This is a genomic window from Peterkaempfera podocarpi, assembly GCF_042466665.1.
GTDB classification, from domain to species: domain Bacteria; phylum Actinomycetota; class Actinomycetes; order Streptomycetales; family Streptomycetaceae; genus Peterkaempfera; species Peterkaempfera podocarpi.
This window is the reverse complement of sequence record NZ_CP162102.1, coordinates 7,478,395-7,497,071: the sequence shown is the minus strand read 5'-3', so window position 1 is coordinate 7,497,071 and position 18,677 is coordinate 7,478,395. Positions and strand designations below refer to the sequence as shown.

Genomic DNA, 18,677 nt, shown 5'->3' with positions numbered 1-18,677 from the left:
ATGCCTTGGCAAAGATCGTTTAGCCAAAATCGACGAAAGCGATCATAAGCTGGCGAAAGCAAGCGGTGATCCCCATCACAGTTCTGACTGTCTGCCAACTCTCTTTCTAGCGTTGGCAGCCAGCCGTGCTTGTTGGGCATCTTCACGAAAGCGAGCCGTTTGTGTCCGCCTCTCCACCGCTCCGCCGCGTCCTACGACGCGCGGTCAGCGCCGGTACCACCCTGGGCCTGGTGATAGCCGGATCGACCACCGTGGTCGCCGCACTCGCACCCACCCCCGCCGCCGCGGCGACCGCGGCACCCTCGGCGCCCCAGGACCTCACCACAGGTCAGGCGGTCGCCCGGGCCACCGCGACCGGCAAGCCGGTCCGGGCCGACGCGGCGACCACCGAGGACAGCACCCTCACCGCCAACCCCGACGGGACCCTGACGCTCAATCAGTCCCTCGCGCCGGTGCGCAAGTGGTCCGGATCGTCCTGGGTCGACCTCGACCCGACGCTGAAGCGCAACGCCGACGGCTCGATCACCACCACGCAGACCAGCAGCGGTCTGACCCTCTCCCCCGGCGGCGCGGGACCGCTGGCCACCCTGGCCGACCGCGGCCGCAGCCTGGCCCTGACCCTGCCGATGGCGCTCCCCGAGCCGGTGCTCTCCGGCCCGACCGCCACCTACCCGGACGTCCTCCCCGATGTGGACCTGGTGGCCACCGCGGACGCGCAGGGATCGCTCTCCGAGGTGCTGGTCGTCAAGAGCGCGGCAGCGGCTGCAAACCCGACGCTGAAGTCGCTCACGCTCGCCACCTCCGCCAAGGGGCTCCAGATCGACTCGGACGCCGCGGGCAACATCACCGCCCGTGACGCCCACGGTCCCGTGTACACCGCCCCCGCCCCCACCATGTGGGACTCGGCCAAGCACGCCGCCGCCGGCCTGGCACAGCGGTCCGCCCGGTCCGCCGCCGGACCGGCCGGGGACACCGCCGCATCCGGCGCGGCGCAGCCCGGCACCGCGGAGGTCGACCCCGCCAACGGCGAGCCGGTCGCCTCCTCCGCCGCCGGCCCCGGCGAGGCCGCGCATGTCGCCCCGATCGCGGTGCAGACCGGCACCCACGACATCAGTCTGACGCCCGACGCCTCACTGCTGACCGGCGGCGGGACGACCTACCCGGTCTACATCGACCCGACGCTCAACTTCGTGGCGCCGTCGGCCTCCAGCAGCCTCCAGGGCTGGACGTACACCAACTCGTACTACTCCGACAGCAGCTTCTGGAAGACCTCCGACGCCACCGGCCTGCGGGTGGGCTACAACGACTGGGAGAGCCCGTTCTACAAGGCGCGCGCCTACCTCCAGATCAGCGTGCCCTCGAAGATCTTCGGCAGCACCACCAAGGTGCTCTCCTCGCAGCTGAACATCACCGAGACCTGGTCGGCCTCCTGCACGGCCAAGGAGGTGCAGCTGGTGAAGACCGGCTCCGTCTCCTCCTCGACGACCTGGAGCAACCAGCCCGCGCTCGGCAGCGTGGTCGACTCCCAGACGGTGGCCCACGGCTGGAGCTCCTCCTGCCCCGCCAAGGGCGTCGGCTTCGACATCTCCGGGCCCATGCAGACCGCTGCCACCGGCAGCACCTCCAGCCTCACCTTCGCGCTGAAGGCCAGTGAGACCGACGACCTGGCCTGGAAGAAGTTCCAGCCCAGCTCGACCTCGGTGTCCACCACCTATGACATCCCGCCGGACACCCCCAGCTCGCTGAGCACCTCGCCGTCCACCTCGTGCAGCCACGCGGTGACCGTCGGGGACGGCAATGTGACCCTGTACGCCAAGGTCACCGACAAGAACGGCGGAGTGGTCGGCGCCACCTTCACCGCCAAGAACCACGCCACGGGAGCCACCCTCGGCACCCCCAGCGACCCCAACAGCCTCAACACCAACTCGGGCAGCACACTGTCGTACAAGCTCGCCGAGGCGACCCTCAAGGCGTCGTCCGGCAGCAGCCCCATGACGGTGGACTGGACGGTCAAGGCCAGCGACGGCAAGTACACCGGCGGCACGGCCAGTTGCAGCTTCGTCTTCGACCCGACCCGCCCGGGCTCCCCGGACGCGGACGTGCCCCCGGGGGCCGTGATCGGCACCCGTACCACGGTGGCCATCACCTGCAAGGCCGCCGACGGCTGCATCGGGACCACCCCGGGCAGCTATGAGGTGCAGCTCAACGGCGGTGCGCCGCACAGCATCGCCGCCGACAGCGCGGGCAACGCCACCGTGGCGATCACCCCCAGCCGGCGCACCAACGTGGTGACGGTCACCGCGCTCTCCCCGGGCGGCAACTACGGCCCCAGCCCGGCCGTGGTCACCTTTGACGCGGCCCCCGCGGCCGTACCCGCCGACGGCGACCTCACCGGCGACGGCCTGCCCGACCTGCTGACCGTCGGCAAGCAGAACGGCCTGCCGTCCGGGCTCTGGCTGGCTCCCGGCCAGACCACCGCCGCCGCGGGCGTCGCGGTGTCGGGCATCGCCGACATCGGCGTCTCCGGCACCGGGGTCAACACCAGCGGCAGCGCCGCCGACTTCGACGGCACCCAGGCGATCACCGGCATGTTCACCGGCGCCGCGGGCAGCGGGCTCCAGGCCGTGCTGGACTACGACCCGGCCACCGGCGCCGGCTCGGTCATCGACACCAACGGCGACGGCAGCCCGCTGGCACCGACGGCCGGCAACCAGACCACCGTGATCAAGGACAATCTGTTCGACCCGTACGGCAACAGCCCCCTCCAGGTGGCCAACGCCGGGCACACCTACACCCCCGGCGGCACCCTGCCGGACCTGATCGGGGTCTCCGGTGACGCCGCCGACGGCTACAGCCTGGTGCTGTACGGCGTCTTCGGCGACAGCGTCGGGCAGTTCCTCTCCTGGCCGCTGACCAATGCGTCGCCGGACGGCACCAAGGACTGGGACCAGTGGACCATCGCCACCACCCAGCTGCCCGGCGGCACCGCGATGTTCCTGTGGAACAAGTCCACCGGCGACCTCCAGCTGTGGGAGGACCTCAAGCACAACCAGGACACCGACGGCACCGACTCGCTCGGCTACACCGCCTACACCCTCGCCGCCGGCACCTGGAACAAGGGCACCGCGACGACCCTGCAGGCCGCCGACATCAACGGTGACGGCACCCCGGACCTGTGGACCACCACCGGCAGTGCGGCCAGCAAGGCCAATCTGGTGAAGAACCTCAACGCCGACTCCCACACCGGGGTCGTCACGGCCTCCGCCGCCGCCACCCTCACCGCCCCCGGCCACAGCTGGCCGCTGGACCAGGACAGCGACGGCAACGCGGACGGCACCATCGCCACCGTCAACGACACCGTCGGGACCCTGGCCCTCACCGGCAACGCCGGCGCCAGCTGGGGCACCGGTGACGACCTGCGCAACCCGGACGCCAACCTGGACGGCACCAGCGGCGCGCTGACCGCCTCCGGACCGGCGCTCTCCAGCAACACCGCGTTCACCGTGTCCGCCTGGGTCAACCCCGACGCGCTCGGCGGCACCGCGGTCTCGCAGGACGCCACCAAGGCCGACGGCTTCCAGCTGTACTCCGACTCGGCCAGCGGCACCTGGAGGTTCTCCATGCCGCAGACCGACGCCGCGAGCCCGGTCCTGGACACCGCCAGCGGCACCGCCGTCCACGCCCATGTCGGCGCCTGGGCCCATCTGGTCGCCACCTACGACCCGTCGGGCTCCCGGATGTCGCTCTACGCCGACGGCATCCTGCTGGGCACCGCGACCCACACGGCGACCAGCTGGAACGCCACCGGCAAGTTCACCGTCGGCCAGGTGCTCTCCAACGGGGCCCACACCGGGTTCTTCAACGGCCAGCTCGACGACGTCCAGACCTGGACCAAGGCGCTGACCGCCGCCCAGGTCGCCGGGCTCGACGGGACCACCGCGGCCGCCAAGCCCTCGGGAACGCTGGCCTCCAAGGTCTCCGGCATGTGCGCCGACGACCCCAGCGGCACCCTCACCAACGGCACCAAGATGCAGATCTACACCTGCAACGGCACCCCCGCGCAGAACTGGACCTTCTACCCGGACGGCACCGTGCGCCCGGACACCCACAGCGCGACGTGCGTGGACGTCACCGGCGGCGCAACCGCTGCCGGCACCCTCATCCAGCTGTACGGCTGCAACGCCACCGCCTCCCAGCAGTGGCAGACCCTGGCCGACGGGCAGCTGATGAACCCGCACTCGGGGCTCTGCCTGGCCGACCCCGGGAGCTCCACCACCATCGACACCCAGCTCCAGCTCGCCGCCTGCAACAGCGGCACCGCAGTGACCTGGACGCTGCCCAAGACCGGCCCGGTGAACCACTGGCTGCTGAACGAGTCCACCGGCACCAGTGCCCATGACTCCGCCGCCTCCAACGACCTCACCACGACCGGTGGGGCCACCTGGGGCAGCAGCACGGACAGCACCGGCCGCAGCATGCCCGCCGCCACCCTCAACGGCACCACCGGCGGGATGGAGACCAAGGGCTGGGGCGTCGACACCACCGGCAGCTTCACGGTCTCGGCCTGGGTCAGGCTGAACAACCTGACGGCCAATCAGGACATCGCCTCCCAGGGCGGTACCACCTTCTACGCCTTCGACCTCTACTACTCCAGCTCCTACAACTCCTGGATCTTCAACCGCGCGGCCACGGACGCCGCCAGTCCCACCCTCACCAGGGCCAAGTCCATCGACGGCGGGGTGACCCCGGTCGCCAACACCTGGACCCAGCTCACCGGCGTGTACGACGCCACCACCGACCCGGCCAAGCCCGTGCTGCGCCTCTATGTCAACGGCGCACTGACCAGCACGGTCGCCTACACCGACACCGCCTGGGACGCCCGGGGACACCTGGACATCGGCCACTCCCACACCAACGGCGTCTGGAACAGCTTCGTGGGCGGCTCCATCGCCGACGTCCAGCGCTACAACCGCCCCCTCACCGACGCCGAGGCCTACTCCGGGTACGCCACCGGCACCGACGCCGGCATCCCGTCCGGCCACTGGCGGCTCGACGACGGCAGCGGCACCACCGCGGCCGACGCGGTCGGGCTCCACGACGCCACCCTGAACGGCACCGGCACCTGGAGCACCGAGCACAACGGCTCCCTGGCGCTGGACGGCGCGACCGGGTACCTGGACACCGCAGGACCGGTCCTGGACACCACGCGCAGCCTCACGGTCTCCGCCTGGGTCAAGCTCAACGACACCGCGGCCAACAGCACCTTCCTGGGACAGGACGGCGTCCACGGCAGCGGTTTCCAGCTCTACTACTCGACCGCCTACGGCTGGACCTTCAACCGGCATGTGTCGGATGTCGTCGGCCCGGTGATCACCCGCTCCTACACCGGCACCGCCGCCGTGAGCACCGGCGTCTGGACACATCTGACGGGTGTGTACGACGACAGCTCACGGACCGTCCAGCTCTTCGTCAACGGGGTCGCGCAAGGAACCCCCGTCTCCTTCACCACCCCCTGGTCCGCCGGCGGCAACTTCCAGATCGGCCGCCGCTGGGCAGATGACGCCTACGCCGAGTACGCCAACGGCTCGGTGTCCGACGTGACCGTCTGGAACAGCGCCCTGACCCCGACCCAGATCGCCCACCTGGGCTGATCCGATCCGCACCGGACGGCTCCGGCAGGGCCCCCGCCCTGCCGGAGCCGTCGCGTTCCCGGCCCGGCCCGGGTCCGGTCCGAACGGCTGTTCCCAGCAGAGCGCCCGGGCCGGTCCGGCAGCAGTCCCGGACCCCGCCACGGGTGGGTTGCGGCGGCTCCCGAACCCCCTCGAACAAGCTCTTCTGACTGCCGAAAAGGGCATCGAACATCTGCCCTACACCCTCCAGGGCGACCGGCCGTCCGAGCCTCTTCCGACCCCCCGTGCGGCCCATTCCCGACCCGGCCGCCGTCCACCGGTATGACTGTCCGACAGATCGCTCGACGACCTTGCCGGCTCGGCACTTTGACCATATCTCCACATCGGACCGAAGCAGGCGTCAGAGGCATTCCCGCAGGTCCCGGCGGGTGACGGGCCGTCCGCCGGAGGCCCTGATGCGCCGACACACCCTCTGGGCCAGATGGCACAGCCGTCGCGCGACCACCACCGACATCTGATTACGGTGAGGGGGCTCGGGGATCGGAACTCTTCGTAAGGTGTGAACAGTATGTCTCTGCGTTTCTCGCGTATCGCCGGCACCGCTGCCCTCGCGGCTGCGGCCACCGTTCTCCCCTTCGCCGGCACCGCGTTTGCGGGCGGCGGGGAGAACTACGGAGGGGGCGGCGGCGGCGGCCACTACAGCCGCGGCGGCCACCACAGCTCCCACTGGGAGCGCAGCTGGTACTACTGCCAGGACGACGCCATCTTCAGCAGCATCTTCGGTGGCGGCTGCAACGACCGCGGGCGCTTCGGCCGCGGCATCGGCGGTCTCGGCGGCTTCGGCGGCTTCGGCCTCGGTCGCGGCTTCATCTGACGGCCGGTTCCCCTCCAGGACACCTACAGGCGGCCGGCGGCCCCGACTCCTCGTCGGGCCCGCCGGCCCTGCCATGTCCGGCGGGTCCGCCGCTGCGGCGGTGCCCGGCCCCTCCGGTCCGGCGACCGCCGGTTCACCCGGGCGCCGGCAGACAGGCGGCCAGGCCTTCGGCGGCGAGGTGGGACGGACCGGCCGCCAGCGGTCCGCGAGCGGACCGGAGCACCGGGCCCGGCCGCGGACGTCGTCGACGAGCAGGACCCCGGAGGTCCAGCGCTTCTTCCGCACCATGGGCGCCGACCCTGTCGCCGGCCTCGACCAGGCCGGGATGCGGACATCCACCGGGCGGTGGACGGGCAGGTAGTCCCGCGGTACTACCCGCCGCCCGCAGATCGCACCCGGGTACCACGGTTGCCGCCGCTCCCCCTCCTAGCGTTGCCGGTGAGGCGGACCGGGAGGGCCCGGCGCCCGGGCGTGAGGGAAGAACCGATGATCGAAGCGCATCAGCTGACCAAGCGGTACGGGGAGAAGACGGCGGTGGACCGGCTGGACTTCACGGTCCGGCCCGGCACCGTGACCGGCTTCCTGGGCCCCAACGGCGCCGGCAAGTCGACGACGATGCGGATGATCGTGGGGCTGGACGCCCCGACCAGCGGTTCGGTGACCGTCAACGGCCGCCGCTACGCCGAGCACACCTCTCCGCTCCAGGAGGTCGGGGCGCTGCTGGAGGCGAAGTCGATCCACCCGGGCCGCTCCGCGTTCGACCACCTGATGGCCCAGGCGTACACCCATGGCATCCCGCGCCGCCGGGTGGACGAGGTCATCGAGCTGACCGGACTCCAGGGCGTGGCCAAGAAGCGGGCCGGTGCCTTCTCCCTCGGCATGGGCCAGCGGCTGGGCATCGCGGCCGCACTGCTGGGCGATCCCGCCACGATCATGCTCGACGAGCCGGTCAACGGACTGGACCCCGAGGGTGTGCTGTGGATCCGCAACCTCCTCACCGGGCTGGCCGCCGAGGGCCGTACGGTCTTTGTCTCCTCGCATCTGATGAGCGAGATGGCACTGGTCGCCGACCATCTGATCGTCGTCGGGCGCGGCAGGCTGCTGGCCGACACCACCGTGGAGGACCTGGTGCGCCAGGCCGGCAGTGACACGGTGAAGGTGGTCAGCGCCGACCCGGCGCGGCTGCGCGAGGTGCTGGCCGGCCCCGGTGTGGAGATCACCGGCGCCGCGGGCTCCGAGGAGCTCCAGGTGGTCGGTCTCTCCGCCCGCTCGATCGGGACCACGGCCGCCGAGCACGGCATCGCCGTCTTCGAGCTCACCCCCTCCAGGGTCTCCCTGGAGGAGGCCTTCATGGATCTGACCAAGGACGCCGTGGAGTACCACGGTTCCACCGAGACCTCCGGGAGGGCAGCATGACCACCGTCGCTCCGACTCCGACCCCTGCGACCGCCCCCGCCCCGGCCGCACGCCCGACGTACCGGGTGAGCGGACCGCGGGTGCTGCGCGCCGAGTGGGCCAAGCTGTGGTCCCTGCGCTCCACCTGGATCACCCTGGGCCTGGCACTGCTCTTCGTGGTGGCCTTCGGACTGATCGCCTCGGCGCACTACAAGTCCAATATCACCTCCGGCCGTCACCTGGACCGGGACTTCGCCGACGCCACGGCGGTCAACCTGTCCCTGTTCGGGACCAGCTTCGGGCAGTTGGCGCTGGGCGTCCTGGGGGTGCTGGTCACCGCGGGCGAGTACTCCACCGGGATGATCCGCTCCACCCTGGCGGCGGTCCCGCGCAGGCTCCCGGTGCTCTGGTCCAAGGCCGGGGTCTACGGAGTGGTCGCGCTGCTGGTCGGCACGGTGGGTGCGTTCGTCGCCTTCCTGATCGGCAGCGGCATCGTCTCCGGGACACCCGCGGCACTGTCGCTCTCCGACGCCGGCGTGCTGCGCAGCCTGCTCGGCGCCGGGCTCTACCTCGGCCTGGTCGCGGTGATCGGCACCGCTCTGGGCGCCCTGCTGCGCTCGGTGGCGGGCGGCATCTCGGTCCTGGTCGGCGCGCTGATGCTGGTACCCGGTCTGATCTCGCTGCTGCCCACCTCCTGGCAGGACAACATCAGTCCGTATCTGCCCAGCATCGCGGGCGAGTCGATGTTCGCACTGCACCACGACGCCAACACCCTGACGCCCGGCGCCGGTCTGCTGGTCTTCCTCGGCTGGACCCTGCTGGCCCTGGCCGGTGCCGCGTACCGGCTGGTGCGGACCGACGCCTGACGACGGCGTGACGGCGGTCCTCCGCCCCGCCGGTGCGGCACCCGGATCGACCGGGTGCCGCACCGGCGTCTCTTCACCCACCCTGGACAGGTGACCCCCATGAGCACAGACGACACCGCGCTCCTCGGGCTGGACCCCCTGTGGGGTCATCCCCTGGTGGCCCGGCTGGCCCGCGGGTGGCAGCGGCTGCGCAGGGCGGACCAGGACCGGCCATGGGTGCTGGACACCGCCGTGGTGGTCGTGGTGGTGCTGCTGTTCTGTCTGCCGCAGCTGGTGCACCACAGCGGCCAGCACGAGGACGAGGTCCGTTTTGTCCGGTTGCCTGTGGGCAGTGTGCTGGCTCTCCAGGCCGGGCTGGTGCTGCCGCTGCTGTGGCGGCGCAGGGCTCCGTTCGCGGCCTTCTCCGTGGTGGTGGCGGTGTTTGTGCTCCAGTGGGCGCTGGGTCCGCCGCTGCACGCCGACATCGCCCTGATCATCGCCCTGTACAGCCTGGCGCTGCACGGCAGCCTGCGAAAGCTGACCTGGGCCTGTGCGCTCACCGGTGGTGCGCTGCTGCTGGTGGCCGCACGGGTATCGGTCGCGGTCAGTCTGCTGGAGGCGCTGTTCTTCCTGTTCAGCACCGTGACCGCGGCCGTCGCCCTGGGTCTGGCGGTACGGATCCGGCGGGCCCAGCTCGCCGCGCTGCGGGACCGCGCGGCCCGGCTGGAGATCGAACGCGACCAGCGCAGCAGACTGGCCGCCGCCGCCGAGCGCACCCAGATGGCCCGTGAGATGCACGACATCATCGGCCACAACCTCTCCGTGATCATCGGCCTCGCGGACGGCGGGGCCTATGCGGCCGACGTGGCCCCCCAGCGCAGCAAGGAGGCCCTGGAGCTGATCGCCGGCACCGGCCGGCAGGCACTGCGCGAGCTCCGCCGGATGCTGGGGGTGCTCCGCGAAGCCCCGGAGGCTCCCGAACTCACGCCCCAGCCGGGCATCGCCGACGTGGACGCGCTGTGCGCCCGGATCCGCGCGGCCGGACCCCAGGTCGTCTACCGGTCCGGCGGTGACATGGAGTCGCTCGACCGCGGGGTGCAGCTGGCGGTCTTCCGTATCGTGCAGGAGGCGCTGACCAACACCCTCAAGCACGCGGGCACCGACACCCGGGCGCATGTCATCCTGACCGTCGACGGGCAGGTCATCCGCCTTGTCGTCGAGGACACCGGTCCGGCCGGCGGCGCCCGCCACCCGGCGACGGCCAACGAGGAAGGTCATGGACTCAGCGGTATGAGAGAACGGGCAGCCCTCTACGGCGGGACGGTCGCCGCCGGCCCCCGGCCCGGCGGCGGATGGATCGTCGAGGCCGTGCTGGACGCCGCCCCGCTGCCCGACCCGGCAGGCGGTGCGGCATGACCACCGTGCTGATCGTGGACGACCAGCCGCTTCAGCGGCTCGGCTTCCGGATGCTGCTGGAGAGCACACCCGACACCGAGGTCGTGGGCGAGGCCGGGCACGGCGCCGAGGCGGTCCGCAAGGCCGCCGAGCTGAGCCCCGACGTGGTCCTCATGGACGTACGGATGCCCGGGATGGACGGCATCGAGGCCACCCGCCGGATCGTCGCCACCGGTGGGCGCTCCCGCGTCCTGGTCCTCACCACCTTCGACCTCGACGAGTACGCGTACACCGCGCTGCGGGCCGGAGCCAGCGGCTTCCTGCTCAAGGATGCCCTCCCCGAGGAGCTCCTCGCCGGCATCCGCGCGGTCGCCGGTGGCGACGCCGTCATCGCCCCCGGCCTCACCCGGCGCCTCCTCGACGCCTACGCCCACCACCTGCCCGGCCGACCGCCCGGGGAGGAGCTGCCCGACGACCCCAGGCTGCGCAGCCTCACCGAGCGGGAGCGGGAGATCCTGGTCGCCATCGGGCAGGGCTGGACCAACGGTGAGATCGCCGAACGGCTGGTGCTGTCGGAGTCCACGGTGAAGACGCACATCGGCCGGGTCCTGGCGAAGATCGGCGCCCGGGACCGGGTGCAAGCCGTGATCTTCGCCTATGACCTGGGTCTCGCCCGCCCTATCGGGCCCGGCTGACAAGCGGCCGCGACGCCCCGCCCCGGCGGGGCACCGGACCGTCGGCTGCCTGCGGGAACCGGCGAGCCGATAGGTAGGCTTCAATGACACCCGCAGCGAGAGGCAACCACGCATGGCCAAGACGCCCAAGGAGCCGCTCAATGCGCTGCTCCACCTGACCGGTGTGAGCCGCACCTACGGCGAACGGCAGGTTCTGCACCCCGTCAGCCTGAAGCTCGCCGCCGGTCAGTGCGTGGCCCTGCTGGGCCACAACGGATCCGGCAAGTCGACCCTGCTGCGGATCGCGGCCGGCCGCGAGCGGCCGACCAGCGGCACCGTCCGCTTCGACGGCATACCCATGGACGAGAACGACCCGCGGATCCGGTCCAGGGTGGCCGTGGTCGGCGACACCGTCGCCTGCTACCCCGACCTCTCGGTGCGCGAGCACCTGCTGCTGGTGGCGGTCGCCCACGGTGTCGCGGACGCCCACGCCTGGATCGAGCACGTCCTGGCCGACCGGGGACTGGCGGAGCGGGCCGACGCGCTCCCCTCGGCGCTGTCCTCCGGGCAGATGCAGGCGCTGCTGCTGGCCTGTGCGATGGTCCGGCCCCGGGATCTGCTGCTGCTCGACGAACCCGAGCAGCGGCTCGACCCGGACGCCCGCCGTCAGCTCGCGGGGCTGCTGAAGGCCGAGCTCGCGGACGGCGTCGCGGTTCTGCTGGTCACCCACCACACCGACCTGGCACTGGAGGTCGCGGACCGGGTGCTGGTGCTGGAGGACGGCAAGGTCCTGGCCAAGGGCTCCCCGCAGAGCGTCCTCTCCGGCAGCCTTCGGGGAGTCGGCCGGTGACCGACCAGACCGCTCCGCCGCCCACCGGCCTGCTGCCCCGCCCTGCCGACGAGTGCGACCTCGACGCCCCCGACCGGAGCGATCCGCCGTCCGAGTGGACCGCCGACGACGACTGGACCGACGAGGCACTGGCCCTGCTGCGGGCCATGCGTGCCCCGCACCGCCGCAACCGCGCCGGCCAGATCGGCTTCACCGTCTACTGCGTCCTGATGATCCTGGTCGTCTGGGGTGTGACCCCGAGCTTCGGACTGCTGCTGCAGTCCTCGATGGGCGCCGACTACACCGGCCACGGCCCCGCGCTGCTCGCCGCCCTCCCGAGCGGTGTCGCCGCCGCGTCCCTCGCCACCCTGCTGCTGGCCGCCCGCGACGGGCTCTGGCGAGGACCCGTGATACCACCCAGGCCCACGGCGGACTGGCTGCTGCCGCAGCCCGTCCAGCCCAGGCGGGTCCTGCGCCCCTGGTTCTGGCTGTCCTGCGCACTGACGGCCGTCCCTGGAATCGTGGCCGCGTGCGGCGCCATGGTCGCCCTCGGGCTGACCACCCGAACCGGACTCCTCGCGGCGTTCGGCTGGTGCGTGCTCGGCGGGGTCTGCGTGCCGCTGCTGGCCACCTGCGCGGGCCTGGCGGTGGAGCTGCACGACCGGGTCGCCCGGCAGGTCCGCAGGTTCACCCCCGTCCTGACCGTGGCCGTGCTCCTGCTCGTCGCCCAGAGCGTCCTGGCGGCGCAGGGGCACCGGGTGCCCTGGCTGGAACGTGCAGAGATGTGGTCCGGGCCCTGGGGCTGGGCGGGCCTTGCCGCACTCGCCCCGACGCCCGGGGCCCAGCCGGGGTCCTGGCCCGCCGCCGTACTGCTGGTCCTCCTCACCGCAGCCGGTGTGGTGCTCGCCGACCGTGCATGCGGGAGTGTGCCGCCGGCCCGGCTGCGCGCCCGCGCCCGGACGGCAGCCGGGGTCCTGGCGGCGCTGAGGACCGTGGAACTGAGGTCCGCACGCCTCGCCATCACCAGTGCGTCGTCGGGCCCGGCCCCGCGGCGCCTGGGGCTGCCCGCGCCGCGCGCCGCCTGGCTTGCAGTGCCGTGGCGCGACACCCTCGCGCTGCTGCGCGCCCCCGCCCGGCTGGGTCGCGCGGTGCTGCTCGCCGTGCCCGCCACGCTCTGCGCGTTCCTGGTCCACTCCGCCACCGGCGTCCTCCCCTGGGCGGGCACGGCTCTCGCGCTGGTCTTCGGCTACCTGGCGGTGGCGCAGCTGCTGGAGCCCGCCCGGATCGAGACCGATGACGTCCGGCGGGCCTCCTGGTCGCCCTATCCGTTCGCCGAGCTGATGCTGCGGCACACGATCGTGCCCGCAGCTTCCGGGATCCTCCTGGGAGCGGTGTGCGCGGGGGCCGCCGTGCTGTCCGGTGCGGGATCCCAGGCATGGCTGGCGCCCGCCGCCGTTCCCGCCCTGGTCGGTGCCGGGCTGGTCAACGCCTGCCGAGGCGTGATCCGCCAGGATCTGATGATGGGCCCCACCAGCCAGACGCCGGGCTCCGGCAGCCTCGGGCCCTTCCTGTTCGCCGCCTGGTACGCGTCCGGGCCTGCGGTGGCCGTGGCCGTCCTCACCGTGCCGTTCGCCCGAGCCCTGACCAGCGGTTCGGCCTCGGCCGTCCTCACTGCCGCGGTGTGGAGCGCCGCGCTGGGCGCAGCACTGCTGTGGTGGGGCCGCGAACGCGCCGGGAAGCTGACCGTCAGGGCCCGGCCTTCGGAGGGGAACACCGCGAGGGCCTGAAGCCGACGGGTGGCGGGGGCGGGCGGCGGCCGTCGCCCGCCCCCGCCCGAGGCCGCGATCGGGGTTGCCTGTCGGCGACTTGTCAATTCTCCTGTTACGCACCATGGCGCTCCGGGGAGCGGTATGCCAGGCTCCGCTTCTGAGTCGGGTGCGGCGGAGGGACAGGCGATGACCGACCAAGATCATCTACAGGGGTGCGCCTCGGACATCCCGGGCCCAGGCCCCGGCCGCGGTCCTGGCCGCGAGGGGATGGGGCGGCGGCGGTTTCTGGGGTATGTGCTGGCGGGCACCACCCTGACCGTGGCGGCGCAGCTCGGCGAGTCCGCCCTCGCACCCTCGGAGGCGGCCGCAGCCGTCCCGTCGCTCCCTGAGCCGTCCGAGCTCTACGATCTCAACGATCTGCTCACCGACGCGGCACTGCCGACCGCGAACCTGATCAGCATCACCATCGGCACCGACGGCACGGCCTCCTTCGCCCTGCCGCGCGCCGAGGTCGGGCAGGGCGTCACCACCTCCAGCGCGATGCTGATCGCCGAGGAGCTGGACATCCCCCTGGACAAGGTCCGTGTCACGCTCGCGGACGCACGGCCCGAGCTGCTCTTCAACCAGCTCACCGGCGGGTCCAACACCACCGTCTCCACCTTCACCCCGATCCGGGTGGCGGCGGCCGTCGCCCGCGGCCGGCTGCTGGAGGCGGCGGCGGCGGAGTTCGGGGAGGCGGTGTCCGGGCTCACCGCGCACGCGGGTGTCATCACCTCGGCGGGTGGCAGCAGCATCACCTACGGCGAGCTGGCCGTGAAGGCCGCGGCACTGACCACCCAGCCGGTCCCGGTGACGCTCAAGCCTCCGTCGCAGTTCGAGGTCATCGGCAGCCCGCAGAGCCGGATCGATGCGCTCGACGCGGTGACGGGCCGCAAGCAGTTCGCCATGGACCTGGACATCCCGGGCGCGCTGCCCACCATGGTCTGCCGTCCGCCCACCATCAACGGGACGGTCCGTTCGGTGCAGAACCTGGCGGAGGTCCGGGCGATGCCGGGCATCACCGGTGTCGCGACCGTCTCGACCGGGGTCGCGGTCCGCGGGCGGACCTTCGGCCAGTGCATCGACGCCGTCCGGGCGCTCCAGGTGACCTGGGGGCCGGGCACCGAGGACGGGGCCTCGGACGCCACCGTGCTCAAGGAGCTGCACAACGCGGAGCTCCCGCTGGTCGTACCGCCGCTGGACCTGCTGACCAAGGCCGTCGACGCCCGCTTCACCTTCCACTTCGCCAGCAACAGCGCGCTGGAGCCCAACTGCGCGATCGCCGACGTCAGGGCCGACCGGGCGGAGATCTGGGCCTCGCTCAAGTCACCGATCGTCGCCCAGGAGGCGATCGCGGCCGAACTCGGGCTGCCGCCCTCGGCCGTCACCGTGCATGTCACCCAGGGCGGCGGCTCCTTCGGGCGGCGGCTCTTCCATGATGCGGCCCGTGAGGCCGCGGAGATATCCAAGGTCATGGGCGTGCCGGTCAAGCTGATGTGGCACCGCACCGACGACTTCCGCCAGGGCCGGGTCCACCCGATGTCCACCTCCCGGGTCCGCGCCACCTATGCGCTCGGCAACGTCCTCACCTACGAGCAGCGCCATACCTCGGTCGCCACCGACTTCGGCCACGGGCTGGGCGAGATCATCACCTCGCTGGCGGCGAAGCTTCCCGTCGGCGGCCTCGGCTTCTCCGAGACCATCTTCGAGCTCAGCCAGCAGACCCCCTACAACCTCGGGGTCACCACCCAGCTGCTCAGCGAGGTCGACAAGGGCTTCAACACCGGCAGTATGCGCAATATCTACTCCCCCAACGTCCGCTGCGCGCAGGAGCTCGTCGTCGACCGGCTCGCCGCCGGGACGGGCAGGGATCCCTATGAGTTCCGCCGCGGGCTCCTCAAGGACGACCGGGCCAGGGCCGTTCTCGACAAGGTCGCGCAGGTCGGGTCCTGGGGCCGCGCCATGCCCGCGGGCACCGCGCAGGGAATCGCCCTCCACCCCGAGTACCACGCCTTTGTGGCCGTGCTGGCGGAGATCGACTGCCGCCCGCAGACCACCGGACGGCAGATCCCGGACGCCTACGCCGGCCCGCGCGTCACCAAGGTCGTCTGCGCCGTGGACGTCGGCCTCGCCGTCAACCCGCGCGGTCTTGAGGCCCAGATGATGGGCGGCATCATGGACGGCATCGCCATCACACTCAGCTCCGGCCTGCACCTGAAGGACGGCCACTTCCTCGAGGGCAGCTGGGACGAGTACTTCTACACCCGCCAGTGGAACACCCCGCCCGAGCTGCAGATCATCGTGATGCCGCCGACCACCTCAACCCCCGGCGGCGCGGGAGAACTGGCCGTGGCCGGAGCGATGGCCGCGGTCGCCTGCGCCTACACCCGGGCCACCGGCACCATGCCCACCTCCTTCCCGATCAACCACGACGGCCCCCTCGGCTTCGACCCGCTGCCCACCGTGCCCCCGATCCCCGCCTCGCCCACCGACGGTCTGAGCCGCGCCTACTAGGAGCAACCGTGCCCCGACACACCTTCGTCCTCAACGGCAGGCCGGTCACCGCGGACGTCGAGGACGACGTCCGGCTGCTGTGGGTGCTCCGCGACGTCCTGGGCGTCACCGGTCCCAAGTACGGCTGCGGACTCGGCGTCTGCCAGGCCTGCACCAGCCACATCAACGGCCGGGCCTTCAACCCCTGCTCGGTCCCGGTCAAGGACATCCAGCCGACCGACGAGGTCACCACCATCGAGGGCCTGCCCGCCACCGTCGGCCGGGAACTGCACCCCATGCAGGAGGCCTGGCTGGAGTACGACGTCGCCCAGTGCGGGTACTGCCAGCCCGGTCAGATCATGGCCGCCGTCGCCAAGGTCCGGCAGGCCCGTGCGGCAGGCCGCGAGATCGGCGACGCCGACTTCGACGAGATCCGCAACATCTGCCGCTGCGGCACCTACCACCGCATCCGTGAGGCGATCACGGCGGCGGCGCAGCAGTTCTGACGTTCCATCAGAACCAGTACGGCCGCCGGGGTGAGGTATCGGGGGCCCGGGGGCCGTCTCGGACTCGCCCCGATGGGCGCCGCCGCCGGCCCGGCCCGCTGTGCGCCGGCGGCGTCCCGAGGCGGCCTCCGGACGGCACAGGAGGACTGGTCCGCAGCTGCCCACCCACGCCCCTGACGGCCCCGACGGAGGTCCAGTGACGCCCGTCACACGACGATCGATTGTCCGGCCGCGGTCAGAGGGCTACCGTACTTGTTGATCACGGTCATGGCCTGCCGACCGGAGCCACCCGCCCCGCGGGCATGGGCTGCGGTCAGCGACACCGGCAGCACGGACGTCGTCCTGCCGCTACGGAGCCCCGAGGGGCCGAATGAATCGAGGGGGCGGACATGTGCGCACGGCACAGCGGTGGCGCGACACGTCCGCACGGGTCCTTCGATCTGCACGTCGCCCGTCGCCATGTGGACCTGATGCGGATGGACAGCGCCCTGTGTCCGGGCGCGACCCCGGGTTGCCGACAGGCGTGAACCCCGGCCGGCGCTGAGCTCGGGCCGCCCGCTCCGCCCTGCCGCTCGGCGCAGCCCTGCCTCCATGCGGTGCAGACGACCGCGGGACGCTGCACCGCCGGCCGTTCGGCACCCCAGCCCTGAGCCTCCGGCGCACACCGCCCTGCAGCGGCATGCCCGGCTACCGGACCGCCGCCGCCCGACTTCTGATGGATCGTCAGTTCTCGGACGCTGAATCACACCGGCCGTCGGAGCAGTGCTCCTGCGCCCGGCCTCCTCCCTCCCCGGTCTGCGCCGCAGCGCCCCGACCCTGGTGGGTCCTCCCCTGCACCCCCGAACCCCGGAACCGGCGATGCGTTCGCGCGCCGACGCCTGCCCTGCAGGCGTCACCTGCCGGATTCCGTCGACAACACCTGTCCGGTCCTGGACCTCAAGGAGTCTCACCATGCAGAAGAACACCCGTACCGCACAGCTGCTGGCGGTGGCGGCGACCACCGTTCTCGCGGCCGCACTCCCGGTGGGCGGGGCCTCGGCCGCAGCGTCGCCGAGCCCGGTGGTACCGCCGGTGACCGTCCTCACCGGCGACGCGCGGACCGGCAGCGGGGACCTCTTCGTCTCGCCCTATGTGCAGTCGGGCACGGGCGCCTACGCCAGCGGCGTGGAGATCCTCAGCCACGACGGCAGGAAGGTCGTCTGGTCCCACTCGGTGCCCGCCGGTGAGGAGGCCGCCGACTTCCGCAAGCAGACCTACCGGGGCAAGCCGGTGCTCACCTGGTGGCAGGGCACCGGGCTCGGCGGGCTCTCCCAGGGCGTCGGTTACATCTACGACGACCACTACCGGAAGATCGCCACGGTGAAGGCGGGGAACGGCTACTCCGCCGACGGCCATGAGTTCCTGATCACGCCTCGGAACACGGCGCTGGTCGTGTCCTACGCCGAGGAGACCGCCGACCTCACCTCCATCGGCGGCCCGGCCGACCAGAAGGTGATCGACGGGATCGTGCAGGAGATCGACATCCCCACCGGCAAGGTGCTGTTCCAGTGGAAGAGCAGCGACCATGTGCCCTATGCGCAGAGCGAGCAGCCGCTGCCGTCCTCGGCGAGCACGCCCTGGGACTGGTTCCACCTCAACGCCGTCACCCCCGACACCAACGGCGACCTGCTCATCGACGCCCGCAACACCTGGACCACCTATGCGGTGTCGCCGCGCACCGGCGCGATCCACTGGCGGCTCGGCGGCAAGGACAGCTCCTTCAAGCTGACCACCGCGCCCGGCCAGGTGCTGAACAGCGCCGGGAGGTTCTTCGCCTGGCAGCACGACCCGCAGCCGCTCGGCAACGGCCTCTACACCGTCTTCGACAATGAGTCCGCCGGGCTGGCCAACTCCGGGGCCGGGGCCGTCTCCGAGCTGCCGTACAGCCGCGTGGTCACCTTCCGCCTCGACCCCCGGACGCACCGGGCGACGCTGCTGCGCACCACCGATCAGCCGGACGGGCTCACCGCGCCGTCGCAGGGGAACGCGCAGACGCTGCGGAACGGCGACCTCGTCGTCGGGTGGGGATCGCTGCCGTATGTCTCGGAGTTCAGCCCCTCCGGGAAGCTGCTGTTCCACGCCCGCTTCCCGGAGGGGGTGAACACCTACCGGGCGTACCGCTTCGACTGGAAGTGACCCGTACGCGTCCGCCCCGGCCGGGCCCGCCTGCGACCATCGGTCTCGGCGGG

The 18,677-nt window shown here is 72.0% G+C and carries 11 protein-coding genes; all 11 read left to right on the top strand.

Features of this window, described 5'->3' with window-relative positions:
- The first annotated feature begins 161 nt into the window (after positions 1 to 161).
- Positions 162 to 5,651, top strand: coding sequence for a LamG-like jellyroll fold domain-containing protein (locus AB0761_RS32880; protein WP_377272884.1), 5,490 nt, complete (start codon positions 162 to 164; stop codon positions 5,649 to 5,651).
- A gap of 547 nt (positions 5,652 to 6,198) precedes the next feature.
- Positions 6,199 to 6,504 (top strand): hypothetical protein, encoded by a 306-nt coding sequence (locus AB0761_RS32875; RefSeq protein WP_377272883.1) that lies wholly within the window; start codon positions 6,199 to 6,201, stop codon positions 6,502 to 6,504.
- A gap of 486 nt (positions 6,505 to 6,990) precedes the next feature.
- Positions 6,991 to 7,920, top strand: a complete 930-nt coding sequence (locus tag AB0761_RS32870) for an ABC transporter ATP-binding protein (RefSeq protein WP_377272882.1) — start codon at positions 6,991 to 6,993, stop codon at positions 7,918 to 7,920.
- Positions 7,917 to 8,765: an ABC transporter permease gene (locus AB0761_RS32865; RefSeq protein WP_377272881.1), complete on the top strand. Its 849-nt coding sequence runs from the start codon at positions 7,917 to 7,919 to the stop codon at positions 8,763 to 8,765. Before AB0761_RS32870 ends, AB0761_RS32865 begins: the two co-directional genes overlap by 4 nt.
- A 99-nt stretch (positions 8,766 to 8,864) precedes the next feature.
- Positions 8,865 to 10,160, top strand: a complete 1,296-nt coding sequence (locus AB0761_RS32860; protein WP_377272880.1) for a sensor histidine kinase — start codon at positions 8,865 to 8,867, stop codon at positions 10,158 to 10,160.
- Positions 10,157 to 10,834 (top strand): response regulator, encoded by a 678-nt coding sequence (locus AB0761_RS32855; protein WP_377272879.1) that lies wholly within the window; start codon positions 10,157 to 10,159, stop codon positions 10,832 to 10,834. Before AB0761_RS32860 ends, AB0761_RS32855 begins: the two co-directional genes overlap by 4 nt.
- A 112-nt stretch (positions 10,835 to 10,946) precedes the next feature.
- Positions 10,947 to 11,663 (top strand): ABC transporter ATP-binding protein, encoded by a 717-nt coding sequence (locus AB0761_RS32850; protein WP_377272878.1) that lies wholly within the window; start codon positions 10,947 to 10,949, stop codon positions 11,661 to 11,663.
- The gene (locus AB0761_RS32845) at positions 11,660 to 13,429 is read left to right on the top strand and encodes a hypothetical protein (protein ID WP_377272877.1); all 1,770 of its coding nucleotides are present in this window, start codon (positions 11,660 to 11,662) and stop codon (positions 13,427 to 13,429) included. The genes AB0761_RS32850 and AB0761_RS32845 overlap by 4 nt, the downstream gene beginning before the upstream one ends.
- A 249-nt stretch (positions 13,430 to 13,678) precedes the next feature.
- A complete protein-coding gene (locus AB0761_RS32840) occupies positions 13,679 to 15,964 on the top strand; it encodes a molybdopterin cofactor-binding domain-containing protein (RefSeq protein WP_377274456.1) in 2,286 nt (761 codons plus the stop codon).
- An 8-nt stretch (positions 15,965 to 15,972) separates the two neighbouring features.
- The gene (locus AB0761_RS32835) at positions 15,973 to 16,449 is read left to right on the top strand and encodes a (2Fe-2S)-binding protein (protein ID WP_377272876.1); all 477 of its coding nucleotides are present in this window, start codon (positions 15,973 to 15,975) and stop codon (positions 16,447 to 16,449) included.
- A 951-nt stretch (positions 16,450 to 17,400) separates the two neighbouring features.
- A complete protein-coding gene (locus AB0761_RS32830; protein WP_377272875.1) occupies positions 17,401 to 18,624 on the top strand; it encodes an arylsulfotransferase family protein in 1,224 nt (407 codons plus the stop codon).
- Positions 18,625 to 18,677: the final 53 nt, after the last annotated feature.